11 protein-coding genes and 1 pseudogene are annotated in these 22,117 nt (G+C 53.0%); 7 read left to right on the top strand and 5 right to left on the bottom strand.

The genetic code is table 11. From position 1 onward, the window contains the following. Positions 1-31 precede the first annotated feature (31 nt). On the bottom strand, positions 32-2,359 hold the full coding sequence (locus tag AC6I8W_RS24810; protein ID WP_497838898.1) for a hypothetical protein: 2,328 nt from the start codon (positions 2,357-2,359) through the stop codon (positions 32-34). Between the two features lie 702 nt (positions 2,360-3,061). Between AC6I8W_RS24810 and AC6I8W_RS24815 the strand changes: the two are divergent. From AC6I8W_RS24815 to AC6I8W_RS24845, 7 genes and pseudogenes are all read left to right on the top strand, one after another. Further along, positions 3,062-3,133, top strand: a pseudogene (locus AC6I8W_RS24815) (ESPR-type extended signal peptide-containing protein); the annotation flags it as partial. Between the two features lie 201 nt (positions 3,134-3,334). Beyond that, complete coding sequence (locus AC6I8W_RS24820; protein ID WP_497839089.1) at positions 3,335-8,377, top strand: YadA-like family protein; 5,043 nt, start codon at positions 3,335-3,337, stop codon at positions 8,375-8,377. Then, the gene (locus tag AC6I8W_RS24825) at positions 8,331-9,143 is read left to right on the top strand and encodes a hypothetical protein (RefSeq protein WP_497838899.1); all 813 of its coding nucleotides are present in this window, start codon (positions 8,331-8,333) and stop codon (positions 9,141-9,143) included. The genes AC6I8W_RS24820 and AC6I8W_RS24825 overlap by 47 nt, the downstream gene beginning before the upstream one ends. Then, on the top strand, positions 9,097-9,945 hold the full coding sequence (locus AC6I8W_RS24830; protein ID WP_497838900.1) for a DsbA family protein: 849 nt from the start codon (positions 9,097-9,099) through the stop codon (positions 9,943-9,945). Before AC6I8W_RS24825 ends, AC6I8W_RS24830 begins: the two co-directional genes overlap by 47 nt. An 87-nt stretch (positions 9,946-10,032) precedes the next feature. Continuing rightward, positions 10,033-10,839, top strand: coding sequence for a hypothetical protein (locus AC6I8W_RS24835; RefSeq protein ID WP_497838901.1), 807 nt, complete (start codon positions 10,033-10,035; stop codon positions 10,837-10,839). 139 nt (positions 10,840-10,978) lie between these two features. Continuing rightward, positions 10,979-11,812, top strand: a complete 834-nt coding sequence (locus AC6I8W_RS24840; RefSeq protein ID WP_497838902.1) for a hypothetical protein — start codon at positions 10,979-10,981, stop codon at positions 11,810-11,812. A 90-nt stretch (positions 11,813-11,902) separates the two neighbouring features. Beyond that, complete coding sequence (locus AC6I8W_RS24845; protein WP_497838903.1) at positions 11,903-17,839, top strand: SET domain-containing protein; 5,937 nt, start codon at positions 11,903-11,905, stop codon at positions 17,837-17,839. Positions 17,840-17,909: 70 nt separating this feature from the next. On the opposite strand, the gene AC6I8W_RS24850 is transcribed toward AC6I8W_RS24845, so the two are convergent. The 4 genes from AC6I8W_RS24850 to AC6I8W_RS24865 form a co-directional block, all read right to left on the bottom strand. Further along, positions 17,910-18,242 carry an addiction module antidote protein gene (locus AC6I8W_RS24850; protein ID WP_497838904.1) on the bottom strand — a complete coding sequence of 111 codons (333 nt, stop codon included), beginning with the start codon at positions 18,240-18,242 and terminating at the stop codon, positions 17,910-17,912. Further along, positions 18,232-18,573: a type II toxin-antitoxin system RelE/ParE family toxin gene (locus tag AC6I8W_RS24855; RefSeq protein ID WP_497838905.1), complete on the bottom strand. Its 342-nt coding sequence runs from the start codon at positions 18,571-18,573 to the stop codon at positions 18,232-18,234. The genes AC6I8W_RS24850 and AC6I8W_RS24855 overlap by 11 nt, the downstream gene beginning before the upstream one ends. A 99-nt stretch (positions 18,574-18,672) precedes the next feature. Continuing rightward, positions 18,673-19,959, bottom strand: coding sequence for an ABC transporter ATP-binding protein (locus AC6I8W_RS24860; protein WP_497839090.1), 1,287 nt, complete (start codon positions 19,957-19,959; stop codon positions 18,673-18,675). A gap of 5 nt (positions 19,960-19,964) precedes the next feature. Further along, positions 19,965-21,677, bottom strand: a complete 1,713-nt coding sequence (locus AC6I8W_RS24865) for an ABC transporter permease (protein WP_497838906.1) — start codon at positions 21,675-21,677, stop codon at positions 19,965-19,967. Positions 21,678-22,117 lie beyond the last annotated feature (440 nt).

The following is a 22,117-nucleotide window of genomic DNA, read 5'->3' on the forward strand; positions in this document are numbered from 1 at the left end:
ATTAAAAACCTGCGTGAGCTGTATGGGGTGATCATCGCCCACCAAAGATGACGTTTCTTTTCCTTCTGTCACCTGTGGGGATCTCTTGCGGATGCACCACTTTTGCCAACCCCTTATTCAGGTCCGTAATCGAGTCCGGGTTTTCCAGCTCGGTCCTTATACGTAATTTAGGATCATTGTCATAAGTCTCCCAGGCCATGCCTAAATTATCGGCTTTCATTCTGCGCATAAAATTCTCGCCACCATCGTCATAGATGACACCAGCACGTTCTTCCCTGGTAAGACTCTTATGAACATTATCACCACGGTGACGTGGGCGATAATAACTGTCTACCGTGGTCCTGAAAGGCTGTTCCGGATCGGTGACACTATGGTGGGACACTTCATGATTAATCATATGCACAATCGCCTCTTTACCTTCCTGGAAGGCGATATCATATACGACAACTTTATTATATTCAGGAAGATAACTGCCATCATAGCGCCCTCTCACTCCCGGCAAATTATTCAGCGTCATAATGCTGAACTCACCACGGCGTAACCATAATATTCCTGATTGTAGCGCCAACAAATTACTCTTTACTTCCTTAATCAGCTTATTAGTAATGGCCGATTCAGGAATTGAAAAATGTTCGCTAATTACTTTCTTTACCTGAGGATGGTTTGGTTGGGCTATGGCTTCCAGCGCAAATTTTATATTTTGCTCCGCCCCCTTGATTCCACGCATCAATTTAACATATTTATTATAATTTACCGATCGTAATTCCGTAAAACCATCGGCCTCGAAAATATATTCGGTCCCTTGTAATTTTATCACATCACCGGCTTTAACCGGATAGCGCAGCCTCTCGCTTACGTCCCTTCTGCGCAGTTCTTGTTCTATCATTGATTTTTTCAGGCGATTATCCAGTAATTTAAACTTGCCTGAGGTATAGCGATGCGCCTGGATATGCATCATTTTCGTCTCCCAACTAAAAGTGTCTTTATTAAAGGAGATAGGATAATCCAGACCATCACCGGTTTTCACCACATAGGATTTGATATCGTTATTGTATTCAATTTTATACATACCATAATTCCCTTTGATATATTGTTCGCCGTCAATGGTGGCAATTCCGGTGGTGGCATCAGGCACCGCCAATTCAGGATCATGCGAGGTGGAGGCAGAAGCCAGGCGATGTTCCCATTCAATGGTTGGCGTATCAGGTGTTTTTTTGCTACTGCGCATGCCGTGGACCACGCGCCATTCATGAATATTTCCTGGCACGCGTTCGACCGGAAGCGCATTACGTTGGTTCGGATTGATAATAAAAGCATTATCCGGTTGCCCTTTAATAAATTCGACCGGATAAAAGTGCTTTTTTATCTTGATAAAATTATGGTTATTGAGCGAGCTGTATAATCCGTTATTCTGTTCAATCAGCATCTCTTTTTTACTGGCACGATAGCCTCTGAGTGGAATCTTCCATTCCCCACCGTCAGGAAGGTCATTTTTTTGATACCAACTCACCGGCAAGCTATGCGATTTTCCGTGGCGATCGGTGATGGCCAGGGTGCCCGACTTTGCGCCTTTCGGTGGCTTTGCATGAGTAAGCGGAAACGTTTCCTGGGTGTGATAACTTTTTAGCGCATTAACATCATTCAGCATACCGGTTAACTCATCCGCGTTGGGCAGCGTGTCGGGTTTGGACATCATCTGCGTCATTTTGAACGGGATACGGGTTAAATTGACGTCAGGAATTAATGCAGTGATATCATCAATCACGCCAGCGATTTGATTCAATAACGTCCTGGTGTGGTGATCAATTTCTTTATCAGTTACCAGGCTATAGACCTTGACTAAGAAGTTCTCCAGGGATCGAAACGGATGTGCCCCACCTTCGCTAATACTGGCTAATGCATCGTTGAAAGAGTTTATTTTTTTAATCACGTAGCGTGGCAACTTGACGATGTCCACATGATCGAGTGGAGCAGGCGTTATCGTGCTGGTGGATTGAGGAAAGGAACGTAACGGGAGCGATCTGCCTGAGCGCGCCAGTAGCGGTGCGGAGGTATTTACAATTAGCGCCTGTTCAGCCGAGGTGGCGGGTGACGCAGGGTGTTCAGGTTTAGCTACCGTGCCGCCTGAACCTTGCCTGGTCATTTCTTTTTGCACAGCGCTTTCGACGTTATTCTGATGGGAGCGGTTACCCAGCATCTTGATATTTTTTTTCAGCCTAAGACTTTCGGCTTTATTTGCGGTTGTCGCCGTTACGCTTCCCATACAAACCATGGTAGTGGCAGCAAAAATAATCGCTTCGGCAAGCAGTTTTTTCCGCATGTACACCACGATGGGCCGCCAGTTTGTTGATCCACTCATCCTGTCTATTTTTATTTCCCTGCTTTTTATCGAGTTTAAAAATGTGTTGACCGCAAGCGCGGGTCAGATGCGAGGCTGAGATAGCGGGCATAGGTAAGTGTAAACTCCTTCCGTGAGTGTTGATAGAATGTGCAGAAACCTGCATTGCGTAACGGCAAAAATTCAGACGCTCCCCTCGGCAACCGGTTACGTCAACTTCATCACCGGTAAAATGATAAAACAAATTAAAGAAATTCAAATTTACAATGACCTGGAACTTTCTCTACTGTGAACTGCAAATGTATTTCAACATGCAGGATAAAACTTATCATTAAAATAATTACCGCGTTTAATCCTACGATTTCACGGGCATATTTACGGCTCGCTTTCTTTGCTCTGGTGCATCTTTTTTCGTTTTCTTCAAAAAATAGTTTTATTTAAGCGATCTGCATCACAAAAAGCCGCTACCGAATTCAACCCTAAACAGGACGCCAAGCATTAATTATTTTTAATTTTTATTTCGCTGCGCTTTAAATATTTCATTTTCCGTCTGGCATCAATTCATGCCGCGACACATAATTAACGCAACATGACGCAATGATTACATAAAACCTACAAAAACATTCCTTCCTGCTCCCCTTTTTCCGGTCTGAGGCAGGTATAAGGCTGACTTTCTAAGTAAGCGGATTACCTGGTTGCAGATTATTCACGAGGGGAAAATCAATGAACAAAATCTATAAATGCGTATGGAGCGTTGCAAAGCGCTGCTGGGTGGTTGTGGGTGAGTTGTGCAAAAACGCGCAACACACTGGATTTAAGAAAATTACATTATTGCTGATCGCCGCGTTGCCACCTGGCTATAGCGATGCCAAGAACAATGCTTCACCTTACATAGGCATACAATCAACCACTACCGCTGAAACCATTTGTATGAACGCGGGTGTGTTAAATACTGCGATTCTCCCCACGACTGTTTGTGATCCATGGGGCGCGTCCGTGACCAGTGTCGCAGGTCCTCAATTTGGTTACATGTCAGCATTTAGCGGCTCTACCCGGGGTATGACGTGGGCCGGTGATATTTCAGCGGGATTGAGCTGGGGCGGTTTAAGTCGCGCCGCAGCAACCAGCCAGGTTATCGCCAACACCAGTGGGCTAACGCTTAACGGTGATGCGGTAAACCTTAACAGCAACTCCTTCACTGTAAACTCTGTCAACGGGTTGGTGATGTCCAGTAAGAAGATTACCTCCCTGGCCGCAGGAACAGCAGCGACAGACGCTGTCAATATTAGTCAACTAAACTCGGTGCTTAACGGATTAAATGGCGGAGCCGGAACAACGAGTGGATCGATTGATGCCTCTACCGGTACCGTCACCACGCCAACCTACAGCCTCTCCAGCACCAATTATACTCAGGTGGGGGCAGCGTTAGTGGCGCTGGATAACGGCACCGCTGGCCCGGTAAAAGTCACCGGAAGCGGCCTGACCGTCGGCGCCACCGCAGGCACCACTACCGTGTCATTTGCCGGCACTGCCGGTAATCGCCAGCTGCTCGGTGTTGCCAATGGCAACGTCGCCGCTGGCAGCACCCAGGCCGTCAACGGCGGCCAGTTGTTTGGCACCAGCCAGAGCATTGCCACCGCGCTGGGCGGCAGCGCAACTGTTGGCGCTAATGGGGCGATCACCGGGTTATCCTATAATCTGCCCAACACCATTGGCACGCCCTTTACCAATGTCGGCAGCGCCCTCAGCGCGCTGGATACCGGACTCGGCACCACTAACACCAGCCTGAATAATCTGAACACCTCGGTGACCAATCTCACCAACAACGGCACCCGCTATTTCCATGCCAATTCGACAGGCACGGACTCTACCGCCTCAGGCACTAATGCCGTCGCCATCGGTGCCGCCGCCACGGCTGCGAATAGTAATTCAGTAGCGCTCGGCGCGAATTCCACCACCGCCACCGCCTTTGCCACCCAGCAGGCGAATATTGCCGGTAATCTGTACAACTTCGCCGGAGCGAACCCGACCAGCACCGTCAGCATCGGCGCATCAGGCAGTGAACGCACCCTGACTAACCTCGCCGCCGGACGCCTCACCGCGTCCAGCACTGATGCGGTCAACGGTTCCCAGCTGTTTGCCAGCAATGAGGCGATTAATACCCTTTCCGACACTATCTCTTCCGGCGATATCGGGCTGGTGCAACAGGCCGGTTCGGGCGAGCCGATCACCGTCGGTGCCGCCACCAACGGTAGTGAGGTCAATTTTGTCGGAACCGATGGCAGCCGCACCCTGACCGGCGTGGCCGCCGGTGCCCTCACCGTAGGCAGCAATGAAGCGGTCAACGGGAGCCAGCTGTTTGCCACCAACACCAACGTCACCAGTCTCGGCACTACGGTGAATAACCTGACCACCGGCGGCACCCGCTATTTCCACGCCAACTCCGGCACCACCGCCACCGACTCCAGCGCGGCGGGCAATGATGCCGTCGCCATCGGCACCACCGCCACGGCGGGCAACGACGGCGATGTGGCGCTCGGCGCGAACTCGGTCACGGCCGCTGCGGTGGCGACCCCTTCCGCCCAGATTGCCGGGGTGAACCATAATTTCGCCGGGAACGCGCCGCTCAGCACCGTCAGCATTGGTGCGGCGGGTAGTGAACGCACCCTGACCAACGTCGCCGCCGGACGCCTCGATGTCGACAGCACCGATGCCGTCAACGGCTCCCAGCTGTTTGCCAGCAATCAGGCGATCGATACCCTTTCCACTACCATTAACTCCGGGGGCATCGGCCTGGTAAGACAGTCGGCGGCGGGCCAGCCGATCACCGTCGGCGCTGCCACCGACGGCGGTCAGGTGACTTTTGCCGGGACGGCCGGTAATCGTACCCTGACCGGCGTGGCCGCCGGTGCCGTCGCATCAGGCAGCACCGAGGCGGTTAACGGCGGGCAGCTGTTTGCCACCAATACCAACGTCACCACAACCACCAATAACCTCACCACGCTGCAAAATAATATCGACAGCGGCACGGTCGGCCTGGTGCAGCAGTCTGCTGCCGGTGAGCCGATCACTGTCGGCAAAGATACCGACGGCAGCCAGGTGAACTTTGCCGGTCAGGGCGTTAACCGCACCCTGATCGGCGTGGCCGCCGGTGCCCTCACCGCAGGCAGCAATGAGGCGGTCAACGGGAGTCAGCTGTTTGCCACCAACACCAACGTTACCAATCTCGGCAGCACCGTGAATAACCTGACCACCGGCGGCACCCGCTACTTCCACGCCAACTCCGGCACCACAGGCACCGACTCCAGCGCGTCCGGTGCTGATGCCGTCGCCATCGGCACCGCCGCCACCGCAGGCAACGACGGGGATGTGGCGCTCGGCGCGAATTCCGTCACCGCCGCTGCGGTGGCGACCCCTTCCGCCCAGATTGCCGGGGTGAACCATAATTTCGCCGGGAACGCGCCGGTCAGCACCGTCAGCATCGGTGCGGCGGGCAGCGAACGCACCCTCACCAATGTCGCCGCCGGACGCCTCGGCGACAGCAGCACCGATGCGGTGAACGGCTCCCAGCTGTTTGCCAGCAATGAGGCGATCAATGCCCTCTCCACTAACATTAATTCTGGCAGCATCCGTTATTTCCACGTCAACTCCGGCACGACGGGCACCGACTCAGTAGCGACCGGCACTAATGCCATCGCGATTGGCGCCGGGGCGGTCGCCAGCAGCGCAGGAGATGTGGCGATCGGGTATGGTGCCGTGAACAGCCCGGTGATCGGCACGCCTTCGGTCGAGATAAATAATCAGCATTACAATTTCGCCGGAGACATCCCGAGCAGCAACTTTAGCGTTGGCTCGGCATCCATAAAGCGAACCATCACCAACGTGGCCGCCGGTCGGCTGATGGACACCAGTACCGACGCCGTCAACGGCTCCCAGCTGTTTGCCAGCAATCTGGCGATAACCAGCCTCTCTAACACCCTCGATAACGGTGATAAGGGTCTGGTGCAGCAGGGGGATTTTGGCGACTCGATTACGGTAGGCAAAGACACCGGTGGTACAGAAATCAACTTTGCAGGTACCGAAGGCACCCGCAGTCTCACCAACGTCTCCGCCGGTCTGGTCGCATCGGCCAGTACCGATGCTGTCAATGGTGGTCAACTGTTCACCACCAATGAGATTCTGGCGGAAACCGCCAACGATCTTGCTAACCTGACCACCACCGGCACCCGCTATTTCCATGCTAACTCAACCGCCACTGACTCCACCGCCACGGGCATTGATGCCGTGGCTATTGGCCCCGCAGCCATCGCCAACCATGATAACGATGTGGCGCTGGGTGCCGGGGCCGTGACCGAAACGGCGGTCGCTACGCCCTCTGCCATCATTGCCAACGTCAATCGCAACTTCGCGGGGGCTAACCCAACCAGCACCGTCAGCATCGGTGCACCGGGTAGCGAACGCACCCTGACCAACCTCGCCGCCGGACGTCTCAGCACCGACAGTACCGACGCAGTTAACGGTTCTCAGTTGTTCGCCAGTAACGAGGCGATTAACAGCCTGTCAGATTCGATCAGTGGGGGCGGAATCGGCCTGGTACAGCAGCCGGATGCCAACGGCCTGGTCACCGTCGCCGCCTTTACCGGTGGCACCAGCGTTTCCTTTGCCGGTAGTAATGGCTCGCGCACCCTAATCGGGGTCGCCGCTGGTGAAGTCAGTGAAACCAGTAATCAGGCGATTAATGGCTCCCAGCTCTATACTGCGAATCAGAGTGTCGCCAGTGCGCTGGGAGGCGGATCGACAGTGGATGTCAACGGCAATCTGGTACAGCCAGGCTATAACATTCAGGGCAGCGTGAGAAATAATGTCGGTGACGCCCTCAGCGCGCTCGATACCGCCACCACCAGCAATACCTCCAATATCACTAACCTGATCAACAATGTGAACACCGGATCGCTGGGTCTGGTGCGCCAGGCATCCAGTAGCAGCGTAGTGACTGTCGCGGCCACCAGCGGCGGCAGCGAGGTAGCCTTTGTCGGCAGTGACGGCAATCGGCGGCTGACCGGCGTGGCGAACGGGGCGGTGACGGCCAGCAGCAGTGAAGCCGTTAATGGCAGCCAATTGTTTGTCACCAATCAACAGGTGGAGCAGAACACCACCAACATCAATGATATCTACCAGAACATCAACAACCTCGGCGAAAGCCTGGTCAGGCAGGCGACTGACGAAGGCACCGTGGATGTCGCCAGTGAAACCGGCGGCCACACCGTGGATATTACCGGCGACGAGGGCACGCGTACCCTGACCGGACTGAGCGATGGGGTCAGCGATGACGATGCGGTGACGGTACGGCAAATCAAGGCATTGCAAATTGAACCGCAAAATATCGATCAACTGGCGGTCAATGCTTCCGGCGTTGCCACCGCCAGCGGCAGCAACGCCGCCGCCGTGGGCAGCAATGCGCGCAGTACCGGCCTCAACAGCACCACGTTGGGCAACGATACTCTCGCCAGCGGGGCCAACAGCACGGTGGTGGGCAATGGCGCGGCAGCCTCGGGTGATAACAGCACCGCACTCGGTGCCTTCAGTAGCGTGACCGCCAGCAATTCGGTCGCGTTAGGCGCTAACTCCATCGCCAGTGAAGTCAACACCGTGTCGGTGGGCGCGCCGGGCAATGAACGTCGTATCACCAATGTCGCTTCCGGGGTGAATGACACCGATGCCGTCAATGTTTACCAGTTAAATCAGGTGCAGGCGGCGAATAATCAGTCGTTCCGCAACATCAATAAACGTGTCGATCAACTGGACGACAAACTGACGGCAGGCGTGGCGTCGGCGATGGCGATGGCCGGTTTGCCACAAGCCTGGGAACCTGCCTCCAGCCTGGTGAGCGTGGCGGTAGGCGGCTATGAAGACAAATCCGCTATCGCCGTGGGCGTCTCAGCGATTTCCGGTAGCGGCAGATGGATCACCAAATTGCAGGGTTCAGGCAACAATGAAAGCGATTTCGGTATTTCGCTGGGTGTCGGCTATCAATGGTAACGCGATGAACAAATGGCTGTGTAGCAGCGCCCTCGCCCTAAGCATGTTGGGGTGTAACCCGCAGACGACGGGTGCGGATGCGCATAATATTGAACTCTCCTCTCTGCCGGTGATGCAACAAATCATCAGCTCACTGGTGCCGCTGTTTGATGGCAAACGCAATAAAACCATCATGGATCAGGTCTGCTTGTTTGCCAGCGGTCAACAAAGTCAGGCGCAGTTAAACACCTTTTTTACTGACAAAGGTATTCAGGTAGATCAACTGGCGGCAAAGGACAGTGGATTTCGTTTTCTCGCCAGCGCCAATCAGCAGGCGTTGACGACCGCCTGTGCCGCCTTTATCGCCTCCACGTTTTTTACCGAAGGGGCACTGGTGGAGGGGGCCGGGATTCAGGCCAACGATCCGCAGCCCGGTGACAAACTGCTGCGTTTGACCCCGCTGGCGGTGGTGACGGTCAATATGCTGGCGGGTTTGCTGGCTCTCCATCAGGGCGAGGTGTTCAGCAACCTCGACAGTGTCCAAAAGGCCTTGCGCCAGGATTTTGAACGTCAGGCGGCGAGTTTTGTTAGCCAGACGTTCAAAGGCAATTTCGTGTTGAGTGATTATGTCGCCAACGGCAAGGCCAATGGTTTCTTTTATACCTTCGTCAATGGCAACGCACGGTTAAACCTGTATGACGATGTCTGGTTGGGTGACGGAAAAGTGATGGGGACACGTTATGCGGTGTATCTCAAAACCAACGCGCCCGTCGCAGCAAATAAATAAACTCCGGGTGCTGCTGCTGGTGGTGTTGTCGGCGCTGATGCTGCTACCTGCCCTCGCCGCCAACAAGGCCGCCTTCAGCCCGCAGCAGCAGGAACAAATTGGCAAAATCGCCCGCGATTACCTGCTCGCCCACCCGGAAATTCTTGACCAGATGGAGCAGAAACGGCAGGCATGGCAGATGCAGCTGCAAAACGAAAAAATCGTCACCTTAACCCGCAGCGTGATCGCCCAGCGTAAGACCCTGCTGGCGGGCAACAGCGCCCCCCGCTCCGGCCCGGATGACGCAGCAGTGGTGGTGATGGCATTTTATGATTATCGCTGCCTGCCCTGCGGTAAAATGGACGCGGTACTGGCGCAAATGATGCACGATTACCCGCAGGTACGTTTTGTTTTTCGCGACTGGCCAATGGCCGGTGCGGATTGGTCAGTCTCGGAAACTGCCTCGGCAATTGGCGTGGCGTTGTGGCAACAACAGGGTGAAGCGCTGTGGCGGCGTTACCATCAGGCGATGTTTAATGTGGCGCAGGACCAAAGCAAGATCACGGTAGAAGATATTGCGCGGGTGGTGAAAGCATTGCGTGTGGTCGTACCGGGGCAGCAGGCGATCGCCAAAGCCCGGCGAGTACTGCGCAGCAATGCGCAGTTGGCAGAGAAGTTACCCCTGAGCAATCTGCCCACCGTGATTGTGCTACCCGTGCAAGGCGCGACAATGGAAAACACCACGGTGTTTATCAGCGCGGTATCAGCCCAGGTGATGCAGGCGGCGATTATCCGCGCATTGCGAGAGCGCAAGGCGCAGTAAATTTCAGGGAAAACTCACGAAAGCGATCAGGTTGTTGACTTATGCTTTGCCGCGATACGTCAATAAATCTGATAAAGGAAATATATTATGCTATCCGTCTCAGCATTGGCCAATTCGACTCCCATCGCCAACACCAGTTGGCTACTTCCTGAAATTCAAGCCACACTCCCCGTTAATCTTCTGGCTAACGTAACGAATAATCCTGCAACGCTTGCCAACATAACAACGGCTTTCACCCCTTCCGCATTTACCCTGCATTATGATGATAAAACCGGGCCTGCATTTATCAAATCAGCTGAAAAAATGAGGAAAGAAAAAAGCGACTTTCTAAAACAGAGTAAAAAAAATTGCCGACATGATGCGAGAAAAGACCATAACCATGCAAATAAAATCGCTAAGGCAGCGAAAAATGGCCAGGCAACGGAACAAACTGAGCGACAGTTGTTTGATTTAAGTGTTGACATGCTGATTACCAAAACCAACTGCGATGTTGTCTGCCCGGAAACCGTGCAACTTACCCCCCTCAGCGATACACAACAGGCCGTAACGCTGACGGCAAAGAATCGTGATGCTATACAACATTGTTTCGACAAAAATAATGAGTTCGGTAACAGGAAAAGATCGGTTAAAGAAATCAAAAAATTAATCACTCAATTGGAAACCTCTGGCCTGAAAATATGGGCCAAAGACTTTGACAATCTTGAGATGCATATTTCCGACAAAAATATATCGCAACATTTAGATAATGACAAATTGCTCTGCGCGAAAAACATCACCGCAGCCCGAAAAGCAATGGCATCACTGCCTGAATCATTACACAGTGCTTTTAACAAAATCATTAATCATTGTTATAAGATTATAGAGACTGACAATAATCTCAGGAATCTGATCTGAGGGGCGGTATATCCGCGATGGGTCGACCTCATCCCTGACATTTAATCACTCTTAATGATTAAATGTCAGGGAAAAGTCAGGTGGCTTATCTTCTTGATAATCTATAATTTATCAGGTACATCACTCAGGAGAATGCGATATGCCCGCTGTAGGTTTTCAAACCTCTTTCATCGCTCCATCAATCCAACATAATCCGTTCAGCCATCCCGTCATAGGCAGCCCAATGCAGCCAACCTATGCGGCTAATTCAGCCACAAATATTGAATCACTGGGAAACACACCCGATTTTGTGGCGAAAATGAAAGATACCAGCGGACCTGTTTTTAGGGAGAATTTAAGAACAGCTAAACAAGAACAGCGCAAGAGAATGAAACAAAAAAATGCCAGGAAGGAAAAATCTGACCATGCAAGAAAATGCATCAATAAGGTGACTGACTTAAAAAAAATGGCAAACATGATCAACTCACCTGAGGTAAAAAATATATCACCTGAAAATACTGCACAAAACCTGGAAACGTATTATCAATTAGAACGTGCGGCGGATGTGGATTGTCAATTGGGACTGGAGATCCCGTTAAATAGCGAAAAATGCACCACCTCCGAAGAAGCGGAGCTAACGGCTGAGATTACTTATAACAATATCATCAATGTCAACCATCAAATAAAAATGGAGAACAAGCGAAATATTTTTGCGGGCGAGGTTAATGTTGCGGTGGGAGAAATCAATAATTCTGGCGTGCCTGTTCCGGGCGAGGGATTTTTAACCCTTGATGCAAATCCTGATTGGGAAACACCGATACCCGGCTTGCTGAAAGATGTGGCAAGGTGTAAAGCGAATATAGCTCTGGCCGAGAATTTAAATACCACGCTGTATCAGCGTTTCACACATGAACTGACGACCCTATTTGAACGCTGCCCGCTGGTGATTAAAACCGGACAGGAGTTACTCCGTGCAGCAAACAAAATGGTGTAGCGGCGCGATTTGCGCTCTCTCCTGGAGATATGTCGGGCGCGATCAAACGATTTAACGGATTAAATTTAATTTTCAGGGAAAGGAGTTCCCATGCACGGTATTTCAACCCTGGGCAGCCAGGCGGCATTGGCTATTCAGCTCATGCGTACGGCCAGCGGTGCGACATCACAGATAACAGCCGCAATTGTTCGCCTGGGAAACAGCATTGCCTCCCCCTTTACGCTGGTCTTCGCACCAGCGATTGATACGTTACAGCAGCTCAGCCTGCCGCATTCATGGCAGGATGCACGCATTCGTGTTCTGAATACCGCCCATGCCTCCAGCATCGCGCTACTGCAAACCGAGCTGGCTGGTACCACCAGTTCCCTGTTTTATGCCATCGCCAGATTCGCTCAGATCATGCTCAGCCGCGAGGGCGGCGTCGCACAACTGCCGCAACATAACGCGGTGCTGGTGTTGTTACAGGACACCCTGCCCTGGCTCAGCCAGGCGGCAGACGAAAAGGTGCAGCAATGGCAGCCCTTCCCACGCGGCGCAAACGCCACACCTACGTGGCAAAGTGATGATCACCATGAACCGGTGGAGGATGACAGCTACATGGATTTTGCCCCACCAGCTCACATTCACTTACCCGGCGGGCTGAAGCTGACACCCTTCCCAGGGGATAAACTGAGCCTGGGTGCCAACCAGGAGATTACCGTGTTGCTGCTCACCTGCCCCAGAGATCTGCCGGTATCGCTGACCGCCGGGAATCACACGTTTATTGCTCCTGGCGTGAAGGGGTGGCAGGTGGAAACCCGCAACGGGGATCAACTGGCGTGGTTCAGCAATGAACGCCCCGCCGGGAAACCCAATGTCATTATCAGCCTCGATAAACGGGAAACCGCCACGAACCTTCCCCAGGTGGTCCTTTTTACCCGCCCCGTCAGCGCGCCGACACCGATGCCCGGAGCCAGCGGACAGGATATGTGTCCACTGCGACCGGTTGCCAGCCCGCAGGCGGTGGAACCAGAAACCGCTGCCCCGATCCCGCCGGACCATAACGTGCAGGAGATCATCGCCGAGCCGTCGGCGCTGAGTTGGCCGGATTGGTTGCATTCCGCTGATCAGGCATTTGACACCCTGCTGCGACAGCCGCAAACATGGTTTGGCGTGATGGGTAACGAAGACACCACGCTGCCAACCGCAGGCGGGGAGATTGATAGCGCCGAGCGAGAAGCCATGCGCATCGCGTGGGCGTTGCAGCAGGAAAACCGGCGCACCACCGTAACCACACCCGCTCCGACAGCAACACCGCCTTACCACCTGACCTGGCAAAAAGACGGCATCAGTTTTGAACAGCATGACAGCGTGCGCCTGGAAAACTATGCCCTGAAAACGCCGCTGTTGCCGATTAACGGTACACAGTACCAACCGCTGGCACCGGGCGCGACATCCGGCGTGTTCAATATCCGGGCGGCCAACGCCTCCGGCAGCCTGCGCTACGAGGTGCGCTATCAACCGCTGGTGTTAAAAGAAATCCTGCCGATGGCGCTGACCCAGGAGGGAGAGGAGCCGTTGGAAATCAAAAAAGATGCAAATGGTAAGTTCCGGCTGGCAAAGGATGACCCCATGCTGCTGCAATTTCTGGAAAAACATTTTGCGGCAACCGGCAGGATGACCGGTTACTCCCAAAGCAACGGAGATGGTCTGATTCGCAACGGCGACAAAATATGGGCGCCGGTGGCGGGCATCCCTTATCCGGTCCGCGAGAGGAACGGAAAATACTACGCGGATGCCCATCCGCAGAAACTACCTATGACGGCGACACCCCGCCCCGCCCAGCGCTATAAACCGCTGCACCTGTCGGAACTGGAACTGGTGCGCGGGCAAGATGGGCAGTGGCGACTCGACCCCAACGATTTCCATCAGCAGGAGTTTTTCAGATGGTGTGGTCAGTTGGGGCTGTTTGGTGTAACCCCGTTGGCTGCCGGTGACAGTGACAACCTGACGCCGGACACCCTGTGGATCGCCGGTCAAAAAGTCCCCTTCCAACGCCATGTCGCTGCTTTCCGGGTGACCATGTGGCCAGCGATTATCGACCCACAAGGCATGTTGCCACCGGTGCCGGTGGTATGGCGGCAACAGCAAGCGGCGTTACCCGTTAAAAATACCCGCGAGGCGTTACCCGCCCATTATGCGGTGCTCTCTTCCAAACCAGACCCGGCAGACCGCCCCTCACTGACCGCGCGTGAGCAGTTAGGTATGATTTTAAGGTACCTCGTCCACGCGATGGGCAACCCTTTTGAAACGATTAATTTAACCGTGCGCGCCACCGTCGGCGACGCTGACGCGCAGCAGATGCTGGGGCATTTTCTCCTCACCGGGGACTTTCCTACACCCCACACGGCACGCGCGTGGTTTGCCAAATTGGCGGATATCGCGCTCCAGTTTGCTTTCAGCAGCAAAGGCCCGGAATTTGTGGAATTTATTACCTTCATGCAAACAACCATGTCGCTGGGTGCGAAGCATCTGATTCAACAGAATTTAACCCAGCAAGACACCGATATGCTGGGTCAGGCGATAACCAATATGCGCAGGTCCACCTCCCACCTGGAGAAACCACCGGAGGTAGAACATTTTCAGCGCGCGATGGAACAGCTATTCATTGAAAAAAATCTGGAAACTACGCCGCAACCCGGCTTAAAAAACCTGTTTGCGCGCAGCGATACCAAAGCGTTGTGGATCAAGAACGCGGAGAACGATCCGCCACTGCCGGTGCGTCAGGTGGCGGATCTCTACGCCCGCAAGATTCCGTCCGGCAATGCGCCAGAATACTACCTCAGCGACGGCGGCAGGCTACGGCTGATGACACCTGCTGAGCGTAGTCTCAATGCGCGACTGGAGAAGGTGGTGAAGGAAGGTACGCCCGACAATCTCTACCGCGATATTAACAATGACTGGCTGTACGTGCGTCTGACCGATGATCAGGGTATTCGCATCGCTGATATCCCCGTCATTAAAAACGATGACTGGTATGAAGTGCCGAAGTTTGATGCCATCACCGGTAAACCGCGGCTGCGGGTTGACCAGGGTTTCATACTGGATGCCGGGAAACTGGTCAGGTTGTCGGTCTCCGAACTCAACGCACGTCAACCCGACGCGGGAGAAACCTTCGAGAAAATCTACCTCAGCGATGACAAGGATAACCAGCTTGTCACCGCGTACCTGCCGATTGGCAGCGCCGCACAGCGTAATAGCGGCAGAAACACCTATCGCTATGACAGCCAGACCCGGGGCTTTATTCAGACCGCGCAGTTGATTGGTCCCGAGAGCCAAAGGTTCAGGCTACTCGGTGGCGTACGGGTGAAAAAAATGCGGGTCTTTCCGCCTGAAGAGATACGATGGTTCGAGTTGCAAAACATACCAGAAGGTAAAGGACGCGCTGAAGCGCTGTTGGCATTAATAAATAGCCCTTTCCCGGAAGGAATGACGCGGGAAAAGGTGCTGGAATATTTTAATTTAACAGAAAAAGAGATGGACCAGGCGGCAAAGATGGCTGCCGTACCCAACCTGTCGGCGGCGCAAAAAGCGTTGGTGGAGGATATGCTGCCATTACTCGACAAAGGTAAGCCAAGGACGGCGCTGTCAGTCGCGAAATTCTCACTGAATAACGAGAAACTATTAAAAGATAACCAAATCTCCAATGCAAGTCTGGCCAAGCATTACGGTTATTCGCTTCGTGTTTTAACTAACGCACGGGTAGCGGAAAGAGGCAAAATAATCGAGTGGGCTGAGAAGGATATAATCTGGATCAATAGTAAGCTGCCAAAACCGCTCAATGAAGAAACGAAGATTGATCCCTGGGACGTGGCAACACTGGCGGAAACGGAAGATAAAGAATTGAGAAATCGCCATATTTCCAGACCAATGCTGGCGAATTATTACGGCATGACGAATAGCGCGCTGAAAGTTACCATCGCCCTGGTAAAAGATGAATCAAATTTAAAAGCCATGCTGAATAACAGGTTGCCTCTAAAGGGGGCGCATATTGATGATCTGGCAGAGTTCTCTTATAAACAAGGTGCATTCCTGAATGAGAAAAAAATCGATGAAGCCATGCAGGCGCGTTTCTATGGCTATGATCTGAAGACATTACAAGATGCCAAACAACGTTTCCGGCCCGCACAATTTACACATTATGAAAAGGTCTATTTTAATCGAGTTATACCTTCAACCTTTCGCTACGAGTCGCTGCAAATGGTCCAACATCAGATACAGGAAAATTTCTATCTACCAGACTGGCCGGATATTCCGATGAGCGTGTTGGGAAAATATTTCAATAAATCACCGGCAAAATTGCAGGCAGCGCTGGAGCCCACGGATTTGTCCCTCAATACTGAGCAGGTAAAGGTGCTGAATGACGTCATCCAGCGAGAGACCGAGATTGGCGGCATTCCCCTGACCACACCAATGACAACGTCAAGAGCAGCGAAGATTTATCACGACAACCTGCTGGCATTGAACGATATCGGTATTTTCCAGCGGCATCTGGTGCATAAGTTTAACCTCGATCCCTACCAGCTAGGTCATGACCTATTTTGGCGACAGACCCCGCAGCTGAGCCCGGTTCAACGCCAATTTATTGCGCGGTTTACCCTGGATGCCAATCCACAAGCGCTGGCGAAGTTTTACCTCGACTGGTGTAAGACGAAAGAATGGCCCTATATCAGCGTGGGGCAGTTAGCCAGGGAGAAAAATGTGCTACTGGCCGATGTGTTTGACGCCATTCTGTTGTCAGACACCTCCGACCTGAGCAAGGTGCAAGCTGATTATCTCACGCCCCGGTTGCTGGAAAGGCAAGACATTACCGGGACGGAGGTGGCGAAGTTTTATCTGGAAAAGCGTTATCTGCCGGAATGGCCGAAGATCAGCCTGAAACAGCTGGCGGTGCGCCATAAGCTTAACTATGGCGATCTGCGCAAGGAAAAGACGCGGCTCACGGCTAATCTGACGCCGGAACAGGTTGACCGCGTGAGTGAACTGCCACTTGATGACACCCTGACGGTGAACAAAGTGGCGATGCTGTATCGCATTAATAAACATCAGCCAGACTGGCTGGATATCACCCCTCCGCAGCTGGCGCAACATTATGGCATCGATCCGGTCGATCTGAGCATCGCGATAGATCTGCTGGAGGTGAAAACCGAGGCTGTACCGTCGAAGGGGTCGGTGAAATTACTCGTTCTTGATGAACAAGGCAATATCACGGCGGAACAGGATTCACCGACCCCGGCACTGGACACCATGGGTAACTTTGACAATCACCTGCCGATCATCCGAGCTGAAAATAATTATGCCGTAAGCATCACCAAGGAGTGGCTGGGTATTACCCATTACCGGGAGTTACAAACCAAAAAAGTCTGGTGGTCCGAACTCCATCGCTATTTTAACGATATGCCGAAGGCTTTGGTGGAGAAAATAAAAGGTAAGTTGAAGAAGGAAATGGATTGGATGATTGTAAATGAGATGAATCTGGGGAGTGACTTGGATAATAAATTTATATTAGAAGAAGTTTCTGTTGAAAATGAAGTCGGAGAGATTATTAATGTCGGCAAAGGTGTCTACTATAAAGGCAAAGACCCATTCCCGAAATTTAAGGTTGTGGGACCCTATGCGGGCATCGGGTTAAAAACGCCGCAACAAGTGCGTACATCATTACGTCAGTTAGGGCATGAGCGGGAATACACTTATTCCTGGGGTGCCAGCCACAACAGGGTCATTAGTGGATTCAAGAGTAGAAATATTATAGTCAATATCAATACCGGAAAATTGGGCGAGGCAGCGGCAATTAGCGAAAATAATATGGTCGCAGTGGGATATGATAAAAAAATAATATTTTATGTTTCTGTGAAAGATATTTACCCTAACGATATGCTACTCACTTCGTATGGATCATACTTCTTTAATAAGGACCAACTTAATATAAAAACCGAGCCAATGGAGATGGAAGAACCGGTGGCATCGGGTAGCGGTATAAACCGTTAACTGGCCTGGCGGACAGCACAAATCAGCCACCGGGATCACCCCTCCACATCCTCCAGGCTGAACGACTCTTTTAACGCGGGTGTGCCAGTCTTACACCCGCAGCACGTGTAATCTGTGTCAGCGTGGTCAGTGTCGGATTACCATTTTCGGAAAGCGTTTTATAAAGCTGCTGGCGTGAAAGACCCGATTTAGACGCTATCACACCAATCCCGCCACGCGCCTCAACAACACGACGTAATGCGGTCAGAAACGCGGCAATCCCACCTTCCTCATAAATTTCTTCTAACGCGGTTTGCAGGTAAATCTCGGCATATTCTGGATCGTCTTTCAGTGCTGCGATCATTAATTCATCGTGGCTGACTGCGCTGGCGACAGCCGGGTTGTCTCGCTGCTTATCGATCATTTTCTTTTCTCTCCAGATAATCCTTCCAATACCCGATAGCCTTGTTCAGATCTTTGTTTTGGCTGGATTTGTTTCCACCAATCAGCAGAATAATCAAATCTTTGCCATCAAGAGCATAGTAAATACGGTAACCAGGACCAAAATCCAGTCGCATTTCCCATACCCCTTCCCTTTCAAATTTATGATCACCAAAATTGCCATTTTCAGCCCGGTCGACCCTGATATCAATCCTGGATGCCGCTTGCTTATCCTTCTTCTTAAGCGCCCCCATCCATTGAGAAAAAGGCAAATTACCCTCACTGTCCTGATATTGCTTTGCTGTATACCTCACCGTTACTTTCCTTAGTCGATATCAGTATGTCTTTTATAAAAGACATACTGATATTATAGCAAAACTTTTTTGAACACCAGCACCAGTGCTCTTGCCGGATCACCCCTCCACATCCTCCAGGCTGAACGAGGCGGTTTGATCGTTATACGAAAAGATCTCACCAAAACGCCCCCACTGGATGGCGGTATCCAGCGTTTGCCGTCCGGCGTTGTCGGAGAGGTCTTTTTCCAGCACCTGTTCAAACCAGGCGCGCGTGACGCGGTGGTCGGCGCGTTCATCCAGCTCGGCTTTAATCAACGCAATCAGCGGGATATAGCGCAGCGCCTGCTCGGCAAACAACATTTTGCGGCGTTGCGTATCGGATTCCGCAAAGATACGTCCCTGCGGCGTAAGAAAAATGTCGCCCTCCTGCATTTCGACAAAACCCAACGCCTGTAAGGCTTCGGCCACCGGGAACAACTCATCCACCTCCAGCAGTTGCGCACGGGCGATGTCGGGCATATCAGCCCGGCCATGATAAGGCGCTTGTACCAGCGTCTCGATCAGGCCCGCCATCAGGTTGGTGGAGACACGCGGCAGGCGACTCCCGAGCGTTAGCCCTTTGCGATCCATACCGTGGGCCAGACGGGCGGTCATCTTGCCGTAGACGTTATCCACCAGACGGCGGAACTGCGGGTCGAGACGGTCACGTGGATGGCTGAACGGCACCGTCACCTCGGCAATCACTTTGCCGGGGTTGGAGGAGAGGATCAGAATGCGATCACACATAAACACCGCTTCTTCAATATTGTGGGTGACCAGCAGCACCGACTTGATCGGCATCTGACCGCTGCGCCACAGGGAGATGAGATCGCTGCGCAGGTTTTCGGCGGTTAAGACGTCTAACGCTGAAAAGGGTTCATCCATCAATAACAACACCGGATTGACCACCAGCGCGCGGGCAATCCCCACGCGCTGCCGCATGCCCCCGGACAGCTCACGCGGGTAGGCATTTTCAAAGCCATCGAGACCAATCAGGTCAATCGCCGCCAGCGCCCGGCGTCTGCGTTCGGCGGCGGCAATGCCCTGAGCTTCCAGCCCCGCCTCGACGTTTTGCAGCACCGTCAGCCATGGAAATAAGGCAAAAGTCTGAAACACCATCGCAATTCCCTGCGCGGGTCCCCGCAGTGGTACCCCCTGATACTGAACTGCGCCACCGGTGGGGCTGATTAACCCGGCGATAATGCGTAACAGGGTGGATTTGCCCGATCCCGAGCGTCCCAGTAGTCCGACGACTTCGTTTTCGTGCAGCGTCAGGTTGACCTGGTCGAGGATCAACACCTGTCCCTGAGCTTTAGTAAAACCGTGGCTGATTGCGTTTACCGTCAGCAGATCAATGGGTTTCATCTTCATTATTCTCTTCCCTTCGCTGCCACCCAATCATAGACAGGCCGCCAGATCAGGCGATTACATAAGGTGACAAACAGCGCCATCACCGCAATGCCGAGGATAATGCGCGGAAAATCCCCGGATGCGGTGGTCTGGGCAATGTACGCACCAATGCCGTGCGCAGTCAGCTGGGTGTCGCCCCATTGCACAAATTCAGCAACGATACTGGCGTTCCATGCTCCGCCAAACGCAGTGATCGCCCCGGTGACGTAGAACGGCAAAATGCCTGGCAAAATCACCTGCCGCCACCACTGCCAGCCGCGAATATGAAAATTGCGCGCCGCTTCCAGGTAATCATGGGGAAAGGCGGTGCAGCCTGCCACGACGTTAAACAGGATGTACCATTGCGTGCCGAGCACAATCAGCGGCGACAGCCAGATATCCGGGTTAAGCTGGAAATGCACAATGACGATGACAAAAAAGGGAAACAGCAGATTGGCGGGGAAAGCGGCGAGAAATTGCAACACCGGCTGAACTTTCTCCGCCAGCGCCGGACGCAGGCCGATCATCACCCCGAGCGGCAACCAGATCAGCGAGGAGATTAGGATCATCAACACCACGCGCAGCAAGGTGATCAGGCCCAACACCATCACCTGCCCCACTTCGTGCAGTGTAAGGTCATCATGGATGTCATAAATAACCCGCGCGGTCACGACGACGGTGAGGGCGATGACGAACAAATTCCAGATCGCGTCTTTGCTGGCGGTGCGGGATTGCTGGTGCCAGGTCGCTGCCGGGAAGCGCCAGGGGACACGCGCCACGGCGGAGAACATTCCGCCACCGTATTGCAGCAAACGATGCACCAGCCGGGTACGCCGCAGCAAATTGAGCACCCAGGAAGAGGGTTGGATGGCGGCGCGGGTGGTGCCCATCTGAAACTTATCCGACCAGGCAACCAGCGGGCGGAATAACAGCTGATCATAGATGAATATCACGACAATCATGGTCAGCAATACCCAACCTACCGCAGTGAGATTTTTCTGATCAATCGCCAGCGCCAGATACGACCCCAAACCCGGCAGACTGACCGAGGTACTGCCGACAATGATCACCTCGGACGCCACGATGAAAAACCAACCGCCCGACATTGACACCATCATATTCCAGATCAATCCAGGCATGGCGTAGGGCACTTCGAGCTTCCAGAAACGCTGCCAGGCGGAGAGCTGGAAGCCGCGTGCGACCTCGACTAAATCACGCGGGACGGTGCGCAATGATTGATAAAAGCTGAAGGTCATATTCCACGCCTGGCTGGTGAAGATGGCAAAGATCGCCGCCAGTTCCATGCCGAGCAGGCGTCCGGGAAACAGCGCGATAAAAAACGCCACGGTAAAAGAGACATAGCCCAGCACTGGCACGGATTGCAGAATATCTAAGGCGGGTATCAGAATTTTCTCCGCCCGCCGGCTCTTGGCCGCCAGGGTGCCGTAGATTAAGGTAAAAACCAGTGACGCCAGCATCGCCACCAGCATGCGCAGCGATGTGCGCATGGCATATTCGGGCAAATTGGCGGTGTCCAGGGTTATCGGTTCGCTGGTGAGGGTGCTAACGGGTTGCAAGGTTTGATGAAAGTCGAGCGCGAACAGGGCGATAAGGCAAAGAATAAGCGGGAAAGCGAGCACATCCCAACGGTTGGGACGTCGCCATCCAGAGCTGTGATTTACACGCAGAGTCATGGTTTCACCCACTTTATTTTGGCTATTTCATGTTTTGCAACAATCCGCGCGATAAATCGCGCCGCTACGAAACTCGCGCCTGAATATAAATTTACTTTAGATGAAGGCAGTTGACTGTGGTTACGTTCTGGAAGGAATTATTTTTCTAAAAGCGGATGACAGGTTGGCCTTAAATCTTTCGGGTTGTGGCAAGGCGGCAAGCGAGTGATTCCTGGGAGCATACATCAGTATGTGACCAGGGTGAACGAGCGCGGCCAACGCAGCCAGAATTCAAAAGATGACAGCTTTGCCTTAAATCTTTCGGGTTGTGGCAAGGCGGCAAGCGAGTGAGTCCCTGGGAGCATACATCAGTATGTGACCAGGGTGAACGAGCGCGGCCAACGCAGCCACAGCGCGAAAGATGACAGGCAAAAAAAAAAGCCCTCTCCACTTCCACATAG

This window comes from Pantoea sp. X-Soil-TKNS-1211 (assembly GCF_059730495.1).